Annotated in this window: 14 protein-coding genes; 9 read left to right on the plus strand and 5 right to left on the minus strand. The window is 60.9% G+C overall.

Translation table 11 applies throughout. The features are described 5' to 3' along the window. Nucleotides 1-199: 199 nt before the first annotated feature. Complete coding sequence (locus GV002_RS20165) at nt 200-850, minus strand: HEPN domain-containing protein (protein ID WP_160020032.1); 651 nt, start codon at nt 848-850, stop codon at nt 200-202. A gap of 379 nt (nt 851-1,229) precedes the next feature. Between GV002_RS20165 and GV002_RS20170 the strand changes: the two genes are divergently transcribed. Beyond that, nucleotides 1,230-1,691 carry a hypothetical protein gene (locus tag GV002_RS20170; RefSeq protein ID WP_160020033.1) on the plus strand — a complete coding sequence of 154 codons (462 nt, stop codon included), beginning with the start codon at nt 1,230-1,232 and terminating at the stop codon, nt 1,689-1,691. A gap of 68 nt (nt 1,692-1,759) precedes the next feature. Further along, nucleotides 1,760-1,882, plus strand: coding sequence for a hypothetical protein (locus tag GV002_RS24390; protein WP_256667146.1), 123 nt, complete (start codon nt 1,760-1,762; stop codon nt 1,880-1,882). 187 nt (nt 1,883-2,069) lie between these two features. Here GV002_RS24390 and typA read toward each other — a convergent pair whose 3' ends face one another. Together typA and thiI are read right to left on the minus strand one after the other, a co-directional pair. Continuing rightward, nucleotides 2,070-3,893 carry a translational GTPase TypA gene (gene typA / locus GV002_RS20175; protein WP_160020034.1) on the minus strand — a complete coding sequence of 608 codons (1,824 nt, stop codon included), beginning with the start codon at nt 3,891-3,893 and terminating at the stop codon, nt 2,070-2,072. A 150-nt stretch (nt 3,894-4,043) separates the two neighbouring features. Then, nucleotides 4,044-5,498 carry a tRNA uracil 4-sulfurtransferase ThiI gene (thiI, locus tag GV002_RS20180; RefSeq protein WP_160020035.1) on the minus strand — a complete coding sequence of 485 codons (1,455 nt, stop codon included), beginning with the start codon at nt 5,496-5,498 and terminating at the stop codon, nt 4,044-4,046. 328 nt (nt 5,499-5,826) lie between these two features. Between thiI and glnA the strand changes: the two genes are divergently transcribed. The 5 genes from glnA to ntrC all read left to right on the plus strand — a co-directional run bounded on the left by glnA (nt 5,827) and on the right by ntrC (nt 11,485). Continuing rightward, nucleotides 5,827-7,233, plus strand: coding sequence for a glutamate--ammonia ligase (gene glnA, locus GV002_RS20185; protein ID WP_160020036.1), 1,407 nt, complete (start codon nt 5,827-5,829; stop codon nt 7,231-7,233). A gap of 281 nt (nt 7,234-7,514) precedes the next feature. Beyond that, nucleotides 7,515-8,081, plus strand: a complete 567-nt coding sequence (locus tag GV002_RS20190; protein ID WP_160020037.1) for a DUF4124 domain-containing protein — start codon at nt 7,515-7,517, stop codon at nt 8,079-8,081. A gap of 5 nt (nt 8,082-8,086) precedes the next feature. Beyond that, nucleotides 8,087-8,704, plus strand: coding sequence for a DUF4124 domain-containing protein (locus tag GV002_RS20195; RefSeq protein ID WP_160020213.1), 618 nt, complete (start codon nt 8,087-8,089; stop codon nt 8,702-8,704). Between the two features lie 262 nt (nt 8,705-8,966). Beyond that, nucleotides 8,967-10,055 (plus strand): nitrogen regulation protein NR(II), encoded by a 1,089-nt coding sequence (gene glnL, locus GV002_RS20200; RefSeq protein WP_017675830.1) that lies wholly within the window; start codon nt 8,967-8,969, stop codon nt 10,053-10,055. After that, nucleotides 10,052-11,485: a nitrogen regulation protein NR(I) gene (ntrC, locus tag GV002_RS20205; protein WP_160020038.1), complete on the plus strand. Its 1,434-nt coding sequence runs from the start codon at nt 10,052-10,054 to the stop codon at nt 11,483-11,485. The genes glnL and ntrC overlap by 4 nt, the downstream gene beginning before the upstream one ends. A 125-nt stretch (nt 11,486-11,610) precedes the next feature. Here ntrC and GV002_RS20210 read toward each other — a convergent pair whose 3' ends face one another. Next, nucleotides 11,611-12,009, minus strand: a complete 399-nt coding sequence (locus GV002_RS20210) for an NINE protein (RefSeq protein ID WP_021490398.1) — start codon at nt 12,007-12,009, stop codon at nt 11,611-11,613. Between the two features lie 147 nt (nt 12,010-12,156). Here GV002_RS20210 and GV002_RS20215 point away from each other — a divergent pair, with 147 nt between their 5' ends. Both GV002_RS20215 and GV002_RS20220 read left to right on the plus strand, forming a co-directional pair. After that, nucleotides 12,157-13,368 (plus strand): putative DNA modification/repair radical SAM protein, encoded by a 1,212-nt coding sequence (locus GV002_RS20215; protein ID WP_160020039.1) that lies wholly within the window; start codon nt 12,157-12,159, stop codon nt 13,366-13,368. Continuing rightward, nucleotides 13,368-14,255 (plus strand): TIGR03915 family putative DNA repair protein, encoded by an 888-nt coding sequence (locus GV002_RS20220; protein ID WP_160020040.1) that lies wholly within the window; start codon nt 13,368-13,370, stop codon nt 14,253-14,255. The genes GV002_RS20215 and GV002_RS20220 overlap by 1 nt, the downstream gene beginning before the upstream one ends. Here the strand turns inward: GV002_RS20220 and GV002_RS20225 are convergent. Next, a complete protein-coding gene (locus tag GV002_RS20225; protein WP_160020041.1) occupies nt 14,221-15,366 on the minus strand; it encodes a PilT/PilU family type 4a pilus ATPase in 1,146 nt (381 codons plus the stop codon). The genes GV002_RS20220 and GV002_RS20225 overlap by 35 nt on opposite strands. Nucleotides 15,367-15,456 lie beyond the last annotated feature (90 nt).

Raw genomic sequence — 15,456 nt, forward strand, 5'->3', positions numbered from 1 at the left:
GAACAGCTCGTCTGTGCCCCCTTCAAAGGCACTTTCCTCCCCTGATAACACCGTAAAACGCTGCACCTCATTCAAGCAGGCCAAGTTCCGGTGCTCGGCAATCAAACCGAACGGACCAGAGCCACCGAAAAAATCGACCCAAACGTTCTGAGCGAACTGCTGGATATTTCGCGGGAACATAGATGCAGAAAACCTTCCATCACACCCTCACCACCGGATAACAAGCATCCCCCCACAAGGTATCCGCGCTATCCATCATAAGTTCGATTAGCAGCGGTACGAGTTTGCTCAGAAGGCTCGTGCAGTCGCGTAGCTGCTCACGATTGACTGAACCGTTCCAGGTGGCGCCGCCGTGGATAAGCTGGTTACGCAGGGTGTAAAGGCGGTTGAATAGCACGCCGAGCAGTGCCGGTGTGTTGCCGCTGGCCAGTGCCTGTTGCGCCGCACGTTTGCCGGTTGCGAAACGGTTCTTCCAGGTAGCCTCATCGATCTTGCCGCTCTGGTGCTCCCAAAAGCTCTGGAACACGTAGGGGTTGTCCAGCAACACGCGGATGCTGCCGGAAAACTCCTGCCAGACCAGATCGTCGATGCGCTTGGCCTTGTCCAGCGTGCAAAGCTTCTGCAGGAAGACCTTGAAGGTTTCCTGCTCGGAGAGTCGCAGGTGATCATCGATCTCAGTGGCGTAAGCCGCGTTAAAGGCGATCCACAGGAAGATGAAGCGGCCATCGAGATCGTCAGCCTGTTCGGCGCGGTCGAGCCAACTCAAGGCACGATGTACGCGCAGACGCAGGTTGGAATGTTGAGCGTCACGCTCCTGGCGATGGCGCTGTTTAAGCTCCTGAAACGACATGTTGCCTCCTTTGACTGATGGCCAAACCATATCAAAGGAAGCCATGCAGGCGGCACTGATTTCAGCGAGGCGACAACAGCGACACAATCTGTCGCGCCCCTCCCGCAAAGTACCTCCATACCGAGCAAGGGAGATCTCGTTCATGCCAATACCACCTCAGCCACGCACATTCCGTTGCCCAGCCTGCAACTGGCAAGGCACCACGATTCCATTGAGCGATTGCCTCATGATCGGCATCGACTGGCACAGCACCTGCCCCCAGTGCCATAGCGACGCTCTCGACTCCCGAACCGCAACACGCAGCGAAATCATGAAGAAACGCCTGAGCGATTTCCTGCGCACTCGGCACGCCTGACTCAACACACCAGAGGGAAATATCATGCAAGGGAAGATCACATGGCTGCTGTGCAGCCTGCTCGCCTGCAGCACTGCCAGCGCCGGCACCTATGAATGGACCAGCGGCTGGGGCATGGGCGTCAGCGAGCACCTGGTCGATGACGGCAATGGGAATGAGCTGAACATTTCCTGCCCGGACCATGAGGAAGATGGCGCCGTGCGCGCCTATGCCACCATCGCTGGCAAACAGTACAGTTCGGAAGAAGGTGTGATGTCAGGTGAGCGCAGCTTCGACGTGATCGTCGACGGCGAGCATTACAGCAACCCGTTCTTCACCGACTGCCGCGCCTGTGCCGCCAACTTCCCCGGTTTCTGGAAGGCACTGCGCCAGGCCAACCGCCTGCAACTGGTGGCTGGCGGACACACGATCAATCTGCCGACAACCAATATCAGCAACGTTCTAGCGCCACTCGGCCCGGAAAACAGCTGTCGTTCGGCATGGTAGGAACAGCAATGGAAAAAGGCATGGGATGGAAATAAGCCCATCCTGCCTGACGATAACTGGAGAGTCTTATGCTGAAAAACATCCTCGCCACCATTGGCCTCGCGGTCGTGACCAAAGCTGCCTATGAACACTATTGCGAATATCGCGAGCTGAAGCGCGAACGGGAGGAACGCGAGGGCAGACCGGCATAGCAGATGTAGTTGTTGTGGGGGCTAGATCTATCGCCTTTCCGGGTATCGATACGCTCAGCCCATGCTACGGCCTATCAGCATCGCACCGGCAGGATCGCCCGCAAGCGGGCTCCTGCACGAAACAAAAAGCCCCGCCAGATCGCTCTGGCGGGGCTTTTCATTTACAGCCGAGGCTAGTCGCTAAGCGTCAGGCCTTGTTGGCTTTCTTGGCAGCGCGGGTGCGCTCGCCTTCGTCGAGGATCTTCTTGCGCAGACGGATCGACTTCGGCGTCACTTCGCACAGTTCATCGTCCTGGATGAATTCCAGAGCCTGCTCCAGGGTGAAGCGAACCGGCGGCACCAGGGCGATGGTTTCGTCCTTGCCCGAAGCACGCATGTTGTCGAGCTTCTTGCCCTTGGTGGGGTTGACGCCCAGGTCGTTGTCGCGGCTGTTCAGGCCGACGATCTGACCGTTGTAGATTTCCTGGCCGTGCTCGACGAACAGCTTGCCGCGCGCCTGCAGGGTTTCCAGGGAGTAGGTCAGCGCCTTGCCGGTGTCGATCGACACCAGTACGCCGTTCTGACGACCAGACATGGTGCCAGCCTTCACGGTGTCGTAACGGTCGAAGATCGAGGTCAGGATGCCAGCGCCGTTGGTCAGGGTCAGGAACTGGTTACGGAAACCGATCAGACCGCGAGCCGGGATGTTGTATTCCAGACGCACGCGACCTTTGCCGTCCGGCGACATGTTGGTCAGGTCGCCCTTACGCAGGCCCATTTCTTCCATGACCTTGCCCTGGGATTCTTCAGGGATGTCGATGGTGACGTTCTCGAACGGCTCCTGCTTGACGCCGTTGACTTCACGGATGATCACTTCCGGACGGCCAACGCCCATTTCGAAGCCTTCGCGACGCATGGTTTCGATCAGTACCGAGAGGTGCAGCTCACCACGGCCGGAGACCTTGAACTTGTCGGCGCTGTCGCCTTCTTCAACGCGCAGGGCCACGTTGTACAGCAGCTCCTTGTCCAGACGCTCTTTGATGTTGCGGCTGGTGACGAACTTGCCTTCTTTACCGCAGAACGGCGAGTCGTTGACCTGGAAGGTCATCGAGACGGTCGGCTCGTCAACGGTCAGCGGCTTCATCGCCTCGACGTGGTTGATGTCGCACAGGGTGTCGGAGATGAACAGCTGATCCATACCGCTGACGCAGACGATGTCACCGGCGGTGGCTTCTTCGACGTCTACGCGGTGCAGGCCGTGGTGGCCCATCAGCTTGAGGACACGGCCGTTACGCTTCTTGCCGTCGACGTCGATGGCGACGACCGGGGTGTTCGGCTTGATCTTGCCACGGGCAATACGGCCAACACCGATGATGCCGAGGAAGCTGTTGTAGTCCAGAGCGGAAATCTGCATCTGGAACGGGCCGTCGAGGTCGACGTTCGGCGCCGGCACGTGGTCGACGATGGCCTGGTACAGCGGGGTCAGGTCTTCAGCCATGTCAGCGTGGTCGAGACCGGCGATGCCGTTCAGGGCGCTGGCGTAAACGACCTGGAAGTCGAGCTGTTCATCGGTGGCGCCGAGGTTGTCGAACAGGTCGAAGATCTGGTCCATGACCCAATCCGGACGCGCGCCCGGACGGTCGATCTTGTTGATCACGACGATCGGGCGCAGGCCGGCTTCGAAGGCCTTCTTGGTCACGAAGCGGGTTTGCGGCATCGGGCCGTCCTGGGCGTCAACGACCAGCAGCACGGAGTCGACCATGGACATCACGCGCTCGACTTCACCACCGAAGTCGGCGTGGCCGGGGGTGTCGACGATGTTGATGCGGTAGTCGTTCCACTTGATGGCGGTGTTCTTGGCCAGAATGGTGATGCCGCGCTCTTTTTCCTGGTCATTGCTGTCCATCACGCGCTCGTCGTTGAGCTCGTTGCGTTCCAGAGTGCCGGACTGACGCAGCAGGGCATCGACGAGGGTGGTTTTGCCATGGTCGACGTGGGCGATGATGGCGATGTTACGTAGATTTTCGATCACTGTGTGTATCTCGATCAGAGGATTCGGTGTGTCGCCCAGCCTGGACGACGAATATGAAGAAATTGGGATCAGCGGGCCGAACATGGCACCTGTGCAAGCGAGCAGTCGGGAGGGCGATGGCGGATACTTCCGCCATTAAGCCCCGGCGTTCTATGCCGGACGATAAACGCGCACATTGGCATGTCCCTCGCTCAGCAGATGGTGGGCGTGCAGGCGGCTCATGACGCCCTTGTCGCAATACAGCAGGTACTGGCGGTTCTCATCCAGTTCCTTGAATTTGTTGTTCAGCGCATAGAACGGCAACGCCTGCACTTCGATGCCCGGCACGTCCAGCGGCTCGTCTTCGGCGGCGTCGGGATGGCGGATGTCGATGACGATCTGTCCGGCCAGCGCTTCACGCACCTCCTCGACTTGCACGTCCTTGCCCAACTCGTCGATCACGCGGTCGATGGGCAACTGGGTAGCACGTTCGAGGGCGCGCTCGAGGATGGCCATGTCGAACTGGGCCTCCTCGTGCTCGATGCGGTAACCACGGGCCTTGGTGGTCGGGTTGACCGAGATCACGCCGCAATACTCGGGCATGTTCTTGGCGAACTCGGCGGTGCCAATGCGCGTGGCGGTGTCGATGATGTCCTGCTTGTGGCTGGCGATCAGCGGGCGCATGACCAACATGTCGGTAGCCGAATCGATCACTGCAAGGTTGGTCAGGGTCTGGCTGGAGACCTGACTGATCGCCTCGCCGGTGACCAGCGCCTCGATCTGCAGGTTCTCGGCGATACGGGTGGCAGCACGCAACATCATGCGCTTGAGGATAACGCCCATCTGGCTGTTGTCGACCTTGCCGAGAATCTCACCGACCACTTCCTCGAACGGCACACTGATGAATAGCACGCGCTGCGAGCGGCCGAACTTCTGCCATATATAGTGCGCCACTTCCATCACGCCCAACTCGTGGGCACGCCCGCCGAGATTGAAGAAGCAGAAGTGGCTGACCAGGCCGCGACGCATCATCTGGTAGGCCGCCACGGTGGAGTCGAAACCGCCACTCATCAGCACCAGGGTCTGCTCCAGCGAACCCAGCGGGTAACCACCGAGACCTTCGTGGCGGTTGTGCACCACGAACAGGCGCTGGTCGCGAATCTCCATGCGCACTTCGACTTCCGGCTTTTTCAGGTCGATGCCAGCCGCATCGCACTCACGGCGCAGGCGCGAACCGACATGCCGCTCGACATCGATGGAAGAAAACTCATGCTTGCCGCCGCGCTTGCAACGCACCGCGAAAATCTTGCCCGGCAGTTGCTCGGCGTAATGGCGCTTGCAGTGCTCGGTGATCTCGTCCAGATCGCCCAGCGGGTATTCATTGACCTCGAGGAACAGACCGATGCCCGGCATGTTGCGTAGGCGCTCGGTCATCTCGGCGAGCAGCTTGGGATCGTCCAGGTCGGTTTCGACTTCGAGGTTGTCCCAGACACCGGTCACCCGCAGTTCGGGGTCAAGATCGCGCAGCACGGAGCGAATGTTCTTCCCCAACTGGCGGATGAACTGCTTGCGCACCGGGCGGCTCTTGATGGTGATTTCCGGGAAAACTTTGACGATGAGCTTCATGAATAGGCCGCCCGCTTGGGGGACGAAAAAACAGGGGCGCGGATTATAGCGGAAATTGTTCAAGCTTTGACCAAAAATACTGCACCACTCACGCAGCGCACCAAAATAGATCCTTCTCCAAATTAAAGGCCCTTAAATGGTGCAAATATTTCTGGCGAATTAGCGCGCAGACAGCGCGGTGCCTGAGTTTCGTGGCTTCTGCCCAATAAAGGGCACTGGCATGCAATTTGCTCCCTTGTGAGGCAGGTCGCCCTGGAGGACTATCCCGCCGGGCTTCACCGCATCTTCAAGGCTTATCGATAAGAGCCTTTTCCACCTGGAGGACAACATGTCTAAGGCTGTTCAACTGATCAAAGAACACGACGTGAAGTGGGTAGACCTGCGCTTCACCGACACCAAGGGCAAGCAGCACCACGTGACCATGCCGGCCCGTGATGCCCTGGACGAAGATTTCTTCGAGCACGGCAAGATGTTCGACGGCTCGTCCATCCATGGCTGGAAAGGCATCGAAGCCTCCGACATGATCCTGATGCCGGTAGACGATACCGCCGTTCTGGATCCGTTCACCGAAGAGCCGACCCTGATCCTGGTCTGCGACATCATCGAGCCGAGCACCATGCAAGGCTACGATCGCGACCCGCGCTCCATCGCCAAGCGCGCTGAAGAGTTCCTCAAAGGCACCGGCATCGGTGACACCGTATTCGTTGGCCCGGAGCCCGAGTTCTTCATCTTCGACGAAGTGAAGTTCAAGTCCGACATCTCCGGCTCGATGTTCAAGATTTACTCCGAGCAAGGTTCCTGGATGACCGACGGCGACGTCGAAGGCGGCAACAAGGGCCACCGTCCAGCAGTCAAAGGTGGTTACTTCCCAGTTCCGCCGTGCGACCACGACCACGAAATCCGTACTGCCATGTGTAATGCCATGGAAGAAATGGGCCTGGTCATCGAAGTTCACCACCACGAAGTGGCGACTGCCGGTCAGAACGAAATCGGCGTGAAGTTCAACACCCTGGTTGCCAAGGCTGACGAAGTTCAGACCCTGAAGTACTGCGTGCACAACGTAGCCGACGCCTACGGCAAAACCGCTACCTTCATGCCGAAGCCCCTGTACGGCGACAACGGCTCGGGTATGCACGTGCACATGTCCATCTCCAAAGATGGCAAGAACACCTTCTCCGGCGAAGGCTATGCCGGCCTGTCCGATACCGCTCTGTACTTCATCGGCGGCATCATCAAGCACGGCAAGGCTCTGAACGGCTTCACCAACCCGTCGACCAACTCCTACAAGCGTCTGGTCCCAGGTTTCGAAGCTCCGGTAATGCTGGCCTACTCGGCGCGTAACCGCTCGGCCTCGATCCGTATTCCTTACGTTTCCAGCCCGAAAGCCCGCCGTATCGAAGCGCGCTTCCCGGACCCGGCTGCCAACCCGTACCTGGCCTTCGCAGCTCTGCTGATGGCCGGTATCGACGGTATCCAGAACAAGATCCACCCTGGCGATGCGGCCGACAAGAACCTGTACGACCTGCCACCAGAAGAAGGCAAGCTGATCCCGCAAGTCTGCGGCAGCCTGAAAGAAGCCCTGGAAGAGCTGGACAAGGGCCGTGCGTTCCTGACCAAGGGCGGCGTGTTCTCCGACGACTTCATCGATGCCTACATCGAGCTGAAATCCGAAGAAGAAATCAAGGTACGTACCTTCGTACACCCGCTGGAATACGACCTGTACTACAGCGTCTAAACCAGTCTCGCGCCGCCTCGTGCAGCGCGCTCGAAAGCCCCGCCCGGCTCTGCCTGGCGGGGCTTTTTCATTTTCCACCGGTAGGGTGCGCCGCGCGCACCGAAAACCCGAGACTATGCAGCAGATGCTGCGCACAGCTCAGTACTCCACGACGCCCTAAGTAATCCGCGCCCACGGCCCGCGCCGATTTGTAGCCAAACATCACAGCCATGGCGCCCTGCGCTTGCCAGGAACCGCCAGCAGTGCAAGGCTTAGCGCATCATCCGTGGAAGGATCGGCCCATGCGCCCATTACTCGCCTGCCTGCTGCTTGCCCTGGCCTTGCCGGCCAGTGCGCAGATCTACAAATACATCGACGCCAACGGCAACACGGTTTTCACCAATCAGCCGCCCGATGGCGCAGCAGCCGAGAGCGTCAACCTGCCACCAACCAATACGGTAGAGACGCAGAAACCCAGCATTCCCGCAGACATCAGCGGCGACACCTCAGCACAGAGTGCGGCACCCTATTCCACACTGAGCCTGACCGGTATCCCTGATGATGAAGCCATGCGCGCCAACAACGGCACCTTCGTCGTTGGAGTGGACATCCAGCCACGTCTGCAGCCCGGCCACCAGCTCCGACTGATTCTCGATGGCAAGCCATACGGTCAGGCCGGCAACGTGCCGAGCCTGCAGCTGACCAATGTCGAGCGCGGCGAACACAGCGTGGCGGTAGCGGTCGTCGCTGGCGAACGCATCGTCCAGCAGAGCGCCACCGAAACTTTCACCGTGCAGCGCATCAGCGTCAACAGCCCTGCCCGTCCACCTGTAACGCCACCGCGCCCGACTCCGAGACCTACGAACTGATCATGATGCGTACACTGCTGCTCTGCCTGTTGTTCATCAGCCAGGCAGCCTCGGCTCAGGTCTATACCTACGTCGATGCTGAAGGTAACCGCGTATTCACTGACAAGCCGCGCAACAGCACTGCCGAACGAGTGATGCTGGCGCCGTCCAACAGCGCGGAAATGAGCCAATCCCAACCCACGGTGCGCATGGCCCCGCCAGCTGCGGTAAGCAAACCGACCGTGCACTATCAGGTGCTGCGCATTCTTGTGCCTGAGCCGGACGCCTCGATCCACAACGGTTCCGGCGACATGATCGTCACCCTCACCAGCGAGCCAGGCCTGCTGCCCGGCCACAGCTACCGGTTGCGGCTCGACGGCGAACCCCAGGGCGAGACAAGCCGCAGCCCGGTGTTCTCCCTGCAGCACGTCGACCGTGGTACGCACCAACTGGTGGCAGAAATCATTGATTCCGCCGGACTCATCGTCGAGCGCACACCGGCGCAGCCCTTCCACATGCACCGCATGACCCTGGCACAGAAGCGCAAGATCAATCCGTGCAAGAAGGATGAATACGGCGTTCGCCCCGAATGCCCACTCAAAGACAAGCCCAAGGAAGAGGCCAGCATCCTTCCCTTCTTCTGAATTCGATTGCACCTTAATAGTGCAATCGAACGCACCACCTCCTAAGCTCTCCCTGTTTTGGGTCGTTTTTCTCAACCCAACCTCGCTACCACGCCACCAGACCTCGGGCGGATCGCACAAAAATTGCCGGAAGCCATTTTTGACCTCGCTTGCGACGGCCCAAATGGGGGCCACCAGGGATGGCAGGCCATAAAAAATGCGTCTTTTCGGGGCCTTGGTTTGCTTCTTGCATTTTCCTGCCCATTGCCGGAATGCGCTGCCTATGACCATCAACGACGCTCTGCATCGACTGCTACTCGACAACCTGACCACCGCCACCCTGTTGCTCAACAGCCAGCTGTGCCTTGAGTACATGAACCCGGCGGCGGAAATGCTTCTGGCCGTCAGCGGCCAGCGCAGTCATGGTCAGTTCATCAGCGACCTGTTCACCGAATCGCCAGAGGCGCTGTCATCGCTGCGCCAGGCGGTGGAACAGGCTCATCCGTTCAACAAGCGTGAAGCCGTGCTGACCTCGGTCACTGGCCAGACGCTGACCGTGGACTACGCCGTCACCCCGCTGTTCAGCAAGGGCGAAACCCTTCTGTTGCTGGAAGTGCACCCGCGCGACCGACTGCTGCGTATCACCAAGGAAGAGGCGCAGCTGTCCAAGCAGGAGACCACCAAACTGCTGGTGCGCGGCCTCGCCCACGAGATCAAGAATCCGCTCGGCGGCATTCGCGGTGCAGCGCAACTGCTGTCGCGCGAACTGCCCAACGAAGAGCTCAAGGACTACACCAACGTCATCATCGAAGAGGCCGACCGCCTGCGTAACCTGGTCGACCGCATGCTCGGCTCGAACAAGTTGCCGTCGCTGGCGATGACCAACGTGCACGAGGTGCTGGAGCGCGTCGCCAACCTGATCGAAGCGGAAAGCCAGGGCAGCATCACGTTGGTGCGCGACTACGACCCGAGCATTCCGGACCTGCTGATCGACCGCGAGCAGATGATCCAGGCCGTACTCAATATCGTGCGCAATGCCATGCAGGCCATCGCCGGACAGAAGCACGACATGGGTCTCGGGCGCATCAGCCTGCGTACCCGCACCCTGCGCCAGTTCACCATCGGCCACACGCGCCACCGCCTGGTGGTCAAGGTCGAGATCATCGACAACGGCCCAGGCATCCCGCCTGAGCTGCAGGAAACCATCTTCTATCCCATGGTCAGCGGGCGTGCCGACGGCACCGGCCTGGGCCTGGCCATCACCCAGAACATCATCAGTCAGCACCAGGGTCTGATCGAGTGCGAGAGCTATCCCGGCCACACCGTATTCTCGATCTTCCTACCGCTGGAACAAGGAGCGCCCACGCCATGAGCCGCAGTGAAACCGTCTGGATTGTCGACGACGATCGTTCCATCCGCTGGGTACTGGAAAAGGCCCTGCAACAGGAAGGCATGACCACCCAGAGTTTCGACAGTGCCGACGGTGTACTCGCCCGCCTGACCCGCCAGCAGCCGGACGTGATCATCTCCGATATCCGCATGCCCGGCGCCAGCGGCCTCGATCTGCTGGCCCGCATCCGCGAGCTGTACCCGCGCCTGCCGGTGATCATCATGACCGCGCATTCGGACCTCGACAGCGCGGTGGCCAGCTACCAGGGCGGCGCCTTCGAATACCTGCCCAAGCCGTTCGACGTCGACGAGGCCGTCTCGCTGGTCAAGCGCGCCTTCCAGCACGCCCAGGAACAACAGAGCCTGGCCGCGCCCGCAGCGCAGGCACGCACCCCGGAAATCATCGGCGAGGCGCCGGCGATGCAGGAGGTGTTCCGCGCTATCGGCCGCCTCAGCCACTCCAATATCACCGTGCTGATCAATGGTGAATCCGGTACCGGCAAGGAGCTGGTGGCCCATGCCCTGCACCGCCACAGCCCGCGCGCTGCTGCGCCCTTCATCGCCCTGAACATGGCTGCGATCCCCAAGGATCTGATGGAGTCCGAGCTGTTCGGCCATGAGAAAGGTGCCTTCACCGGCGCAGCCAACCAGCGTCGCGGTCGCTTCGAGCAGGCCGATGGCGGCACCCTGTTCCTCGACGAGATCGGCGACATGCCGGCCGACACCCAGACCCGTCTGCTGCGCGTATTGGCCGATGGCGAGTTCTACCGTGTCGGCGGCCACACCCCGGTGAAGGTGGACGTGCGCATCATCGCCGCCACCCACCAGAACCTGGAAACCCTGGTACAGGCCGGCAAGTTCCGTGAAGACCTGTTCCACCGCCTCAACGTCATTCGCATCCATATCCCACGTCTGGCTGATCGCCGCGAGGATATCCCGACCCTCGCTCACCACTTCCTCGCCCGTGCTGCGCAGGAGCTGGCGGTGGAGCCGAAGCTGCTCAAAAGCGAAACCGAGGATTACCTCAAGCACCTGCCCTGGCCGGGCAACGTGCGCCAGCTGGAGAACACCTGCCGCTGGATCACCGTCATGGCCTCGGGTCGTGAGGTCCATGTCGACGACCTGCCGCCGGAGCTGCTGACCCAACCGCAGGACGCAGCGCCAGTGACCAACTGGGAGCAGGCGCTGCGCCTGTGGGCCGACCAGGCCCTGGCGCGTGGCCAGTCCAACCTGCTCGACAGCGCCGTGCCGGCTTTCGAGCGCATCATGATCGAGACCGCACTCAAGCACACCGCCGGCCGCCGCCGCGACGCCGCTCTGCTGCTGGGCTGGGGTCGCAACACCCTGACGCGCAAGATCAAGGAACTGGGCATGAAGGTCGACGGCGGGGATGACGACGACAGCGAAGACTGATCCCGCCAGCATTACGAAAAAGGGCATCCCATGGGATGCCCTTTTCATTTTCCCCGGATTGCATCCGGGCTACGACACGAAGATCGTAGGGTGCGCCGCGCGCACCGCCAATTGTCGCCGCCCGCTCAACCGCGCTGCGCGTTCTTGATCGAGATCTGCGTGTTCAGCGTCCAGAAGTCATAGAGCACACCAATCAGGAACAGGCCGCCGGTGAACAGGTAGATGATCCCGGTAATCCACTTGCCCTGATACATGCGGTGCACACCGAACACACCCAGGAAGGTCAGCAGGATCCACGCCACGTTGTAGTCCGTATCCCCCGCGGTAAAGCGCAGGTCAGCCTCGCGATCCATCGAGGGAATCAAGAACAGGTCGATGATCCAGCCGATGAAGAACAGTCCCAGGGTGAAGAACCAGATGGTGCCGGTGACCGGCTTGCCGTAGTAGAAGCGATGGGAACCAAGAAAACCGAAAATCCACAGCAGATAGCCGATCAGCTTGCTGTGCGTATCCTGTCGTTGCATGACGAACTCCTTGTACGAGGTGCAGCTATGACGCTGCGCGCCGAGTGAAGGTTTCATTTTCGCAGAAACGATGCAACACAACGAATGACTTGATAGCTGTACGATGCCCATATACTGTATAAAAAAACAGTACAGATATCGCCTGCCATGCAACTGATCGAAAAGCTCACCATCCTCGCCGACGCAGCCAAGTACGACGCTTCCTGCGCTAGCAGTGGCGCGCCAAAGCGCAGCTCCAAGGGCAAGGACGGCATCGGCTCGACCAACGGCATGGGCATCTGCCACAGCTACACGCCGGATGGTCGCTGCGTGGCGCTGCTCAAAGTCCTGCTGACCAACTTCTGCCTGTACGACTGCCAGTACTGCATCAACCGACGCTCCAGCGACGTACCACGTGCGCGCTTCACCCCCGAGGAAGTGGTGACGCTGACCTTGGACTTCTACAAGCGCAACTGCATCAGCGGCCTGTTCCTCAGCTCCGGCATCATCCGCTCGGCCGACTACACCATGGAGCAGTTGATCCGAGTCGCCAAGCTGTTGCGCCAGGAGCACCAGTTTCGCGGTTATATTCACCTCAAGACCATCCCCGATGCCGCACCAGAGCTGATCGCCGAAGCCGGCCTGTACGCCGATCGCCTCAGCGTCAACATCGAACTGCCCACCGAGACCAGCCTGGTTCGCCTGGCGCCGGAAAAGAATGTCGGCAGCATCCACCAAGCCATGCATAACATTCATCTCGGCGAGCGCGAGGCCAAGGAAGAGCGCCGCGCACCGCGCTTTGCCCCAGCCGGACAAAGCACGCAGATGATCGTCGGTGCCGATGCCACCGATGACAGCACCATCCTGCACAACGCACAGAGCCTGTATCACGACTATCGCCTGCGCCGCGTCTACTACTCGGCGTTCAGCCCGATTCCGCAGAGCCCGAAGACCGTGCCCTTCGAGGCGCCGCCGCTGCTGCGCGAGCACCGCCTGTACCAGGCCGACTTCCTCATGCGCGGCTACGGTTTCAGCGCCACGGAGCTGCTGGCCGGCCCTGGCAACCTGGCGCTGGACATCGACCCCAAGCTGGCCTGGGCGCTGGCCAATCGCGAGCAGTTTCCAGTGGACCTCAATCGCGCCGACGAGTCGCTGATTGCCCGTGTGCCCGGCATCGGCGTGCTCAGCGCACGGCGCCTGGGTGCGCTGCGGCGGGAACGGCGCATCCGCTATGAGGATCTGACCCGCCTGCGCTGCGTACTGGAAAAGGCCAAGCCCTTCATCATCACCCAGGATTACCGGCCGCCACGTGCCGAACACGAGTCAGTGGTACTGCGCCAGCAACTGCGCGACACACCGGCACAGATGGCGTTGTGGTGATGTACAGCCTGAGCTTCGACGGCACCTTCGCCACCTGGCGCCAGGCCGCGCGCCGTGCACTGCTGCAAGGCTTGGCACCACACCAGTTGCAATGGCTGGACGAAGAAGCGGCGCCTGGCCTGTTCGACCAGCCCGCCGAACGCGCGCCGGAGCCAAACGGTCGCCTGCGGGTATCACCCGAACTGCTGGAACTGCTGGAAAGCGCCGCACAGTACCGGGGCGACGAGCGCTGGAGCCTGCTCTACCGTGTGCTCTGGCGTTTCGTGCAAGGCGAACGCAGCGCCGTACTGGCCGGTGACCCCGACGGCAGTGAGCTGCATCGTCGGCTCAAGGCCGTGCGCCGTGAGGCCCATCACTTGCACGCCTTCGTGCGCTTTCAGCCGAGCAAAGCTGCGGGCGCGCCGGACTTCGTCGCCTGGTTCGAACCGGCGCACGACATTCTCGCCTCGGCCAGCGGCCACTTCGCCGAGCGTCTGGGCAAACATAGCTGGCTGATCGCAACATCGCGTGATGGCGTTTACTGGGATGGCCAACGCCTGCAGCATGAGCGCCGCTGCCCAGCGCAGTGGCGAGCCTGGGCGCAACAGCCCGAGGATGACGGCCAGGCCCTGTGGCGTGCCTACTACGGCAGCACCTTCAACCCGGCACGGCTCAATCGCACGGTGATGCAGCAGCATCTGCCAACGCGATTCTGGAAGCACCTGCCGGAAGGACCACTGATTCCGCAACTGATGAGCGAAGCACGCGCCGGCGCACAGCGCGATGGCCAGGCATTGGTGCTGGCAGGCAGGAAGGGCAAACGCATTGCCCGGATAAACGAAGGGGACGCTTCGCGTCCCCTGTCTGCTGGCCTCAGCGGAAGCGACGCCCCGGATCTTCCTCGCTGACCTCCAGCGCCAGGCCCTGAGCCATGCTGGTCAGGTGATCACCATCGGTTTCCGAACCGAGCTTGATCATCAGGCGCAGGTCGTTGGCCGAGTCGGCGTAGAGCAGCGCATCCTCGTAGGTGATCTCGCCCTGGGTGTAGAGGTTGTACAGCGCCTGATCGAAGGTCTGCATGCCCTGCTCGGTCGAGCGTTTCATCAGCCCCTTGAGTTCGTGCACCTCGCCCTTGCGGATCAGGTCAGCGGCCAATGGGGTGTTGATCAGCACCTCGATGACCGCGCGGCGACCCTTGCCATCCGGGGTCGGTATCAGTTGCTGGGCAACGATGGCCTTGAGGTTGAGCGACAGATCCATCCACACCTGGTTCTGCCTGTCCGCCGGGAAGAAGTTGATGATGCGGTCCAGCGCCTGGTTGGCGTTGTTGGCGTGCAGGGTGGCAAGGCACAGGTGGCCGGTTTCGGCGAAGGCCACGGCATGATCCATGGTCTCGCGGGTCCGCACCTCACCGATGAGAATCACGTCCGGCGCCTGACGCAGGGTGTTCTTCAGCGCCACTTCGAACGACTCGGTGTCGATGCCCACTTCACGCTGAGTGACGATGCAGCTCTGGTGCTGGTGGATGTATTCGATCGGGTCTTCGATGGAGATGATGTGGCCGCTGCTGTTTTTGTTGCGGTAACCGATCATCGCCGCCAGCGAGGTGGACTTACCGGTACCGGTGGCACCGACGAACAGGACCAGGCCGCGCTTGGTCAGCGCCAGCTTCTTGAGGATTTCCGGCAGTTTGAGGTCGTCGAGGGTAGGGATATTGGTCTCGATCCGGCGCAGCACCATGCCCACCAGGTTGCGCTGGTAGAAGGCACTGACGCGGAAACGACCGATACCACGGGCACTGATGGCGAAGTTGCACTCATGGTTCTCGGCAAAATCGCGGCGTTGCGCCTCGTTCATGACGCCCAGCACGGTCTCGCGAGTCTGCTCCGGCGACATGGCGTTCTTGGTCACCGGCATGATCTTGCCATTGACCTTCATCGACGGCGGCACGCCAGCGGTGATGAACAGGTCGGAGCCGCCTTTTTCGACCATCAGGCGCAGTAGTTTTTCGAATTCCATCGTCGTTCTCGCAGCTTCGTGAGCAATGCCGTGCGGCAGCCATCTGCCGAATCGTAGGAGCGAACTCTGTTCGCGAACAAAACTTCGCTC

The organism is Pseudomonas sp. 8O, from assembly GCF_902506495.1.
GTDB lineage: Bacteria > Pseudomonadota > Gammaproteobacteria > Pseudomonadales > Pseudomonadaceae > Aquipseudomonas > Aquipseudomonas chaetocerotis.

What these genes read in the sequence shown, in the direction of transcription:
- GV002_RS20165 (WP_160020032.1), bottom strand. Translation starts at nt 850, where the DNA reads ATGTCGTTTCAGGAGCTTAAACAGCGCCATCGCCAGGAGCGTGACGCT.
- GV002_RS20170 (WP_160020033.1), top strand. Translation starts at nt 1,230, where the DNA reads ATGCAAGGGAAGATCACATGGCTGCTGTGCAGCCTGCTCGCCTGCAGC.
- GV002_RS24390 (WP_256667146.1), top strand. Translation starts at nt 1,760, where the DNA reads ATGCTGAAAAACATCCTCGCCACCATTGGCCTCGCGGTCGTGACCAAA.
- thiI (WP_160020035.1), bottom strand. Translation starts at nt 5,498, where the DNA reads ATGAAGCTCATCGTCAAAGTTTTCCCGGAAATCACCATCAAGAGCCGC.
- glnA (WP_160020036.1), top strand. Translation starts at nt 5,827, where the DNA reads ATGTCTAAGGCTGTTCAACTGATCAAAGAACACGACGTGAAGTGGGTA.
- GV002_RS20190 (WP_160020037.1), top strand. Translation starts at nt 7,515, where the DNA reads ATGCGCCCATTACTCGCCTGCCTGCTGCTTGCCCTGGCCTTGCCGGCC.
- GV002_RS20195 (WP_160020213.1), top strand. Translation starts at nt 8,087, where the DNA reads ATGCGTACACTGCTGCTCTGCCTGTTGTTCATCAGCCAGGCAGCCTCG.
- glnL (WP_017675830.1), top strand. Translation starts at nt 8,967, where the DNA reads ATGACCATCAACGACGCTCTGCATCGACTGCTACTCGACAACCTGACC.
- ntrC (WP_160020038.1), top strand. Translation starts at nt 10,052, where the DNA reads ATGAGCCGCAGTGAAACCGTCTGGATTGTCGACGACGATCGTTCCATC.
- GV002_RS20210 (WP_021490398.1), bottom strand. Translation starts at nt 12,009, where the DNA reads ATGCAACGACAGGATACGCACAGCAAGCTGATCGGCTATCTGCTGTGG.
- GV002_RS20215 (WP_160020039.1), top strand. Translation starts at nt 12,157, where the DNA reads ATGCAACTGATCGAAAAGCTCACCATCCTCGCCGACGCAGCCAAGTAC.
- GV002_RS20220 (WP_160020040.1), top strand. Translation starts at nt 13,368, where the DNA reads ATGTACAGCCTGAGCTTCGACGGCACCTTCGCCACCTGGCGCCAGGCC.
- GV002_RS20225 (WP_160020041.1), bottom strand. Translation starts at nt 15,366, where the DNA reads ATGGAATTCGAAAAACTACTGCGCCTGATGGTCGAAAAAGGCGGCTCC.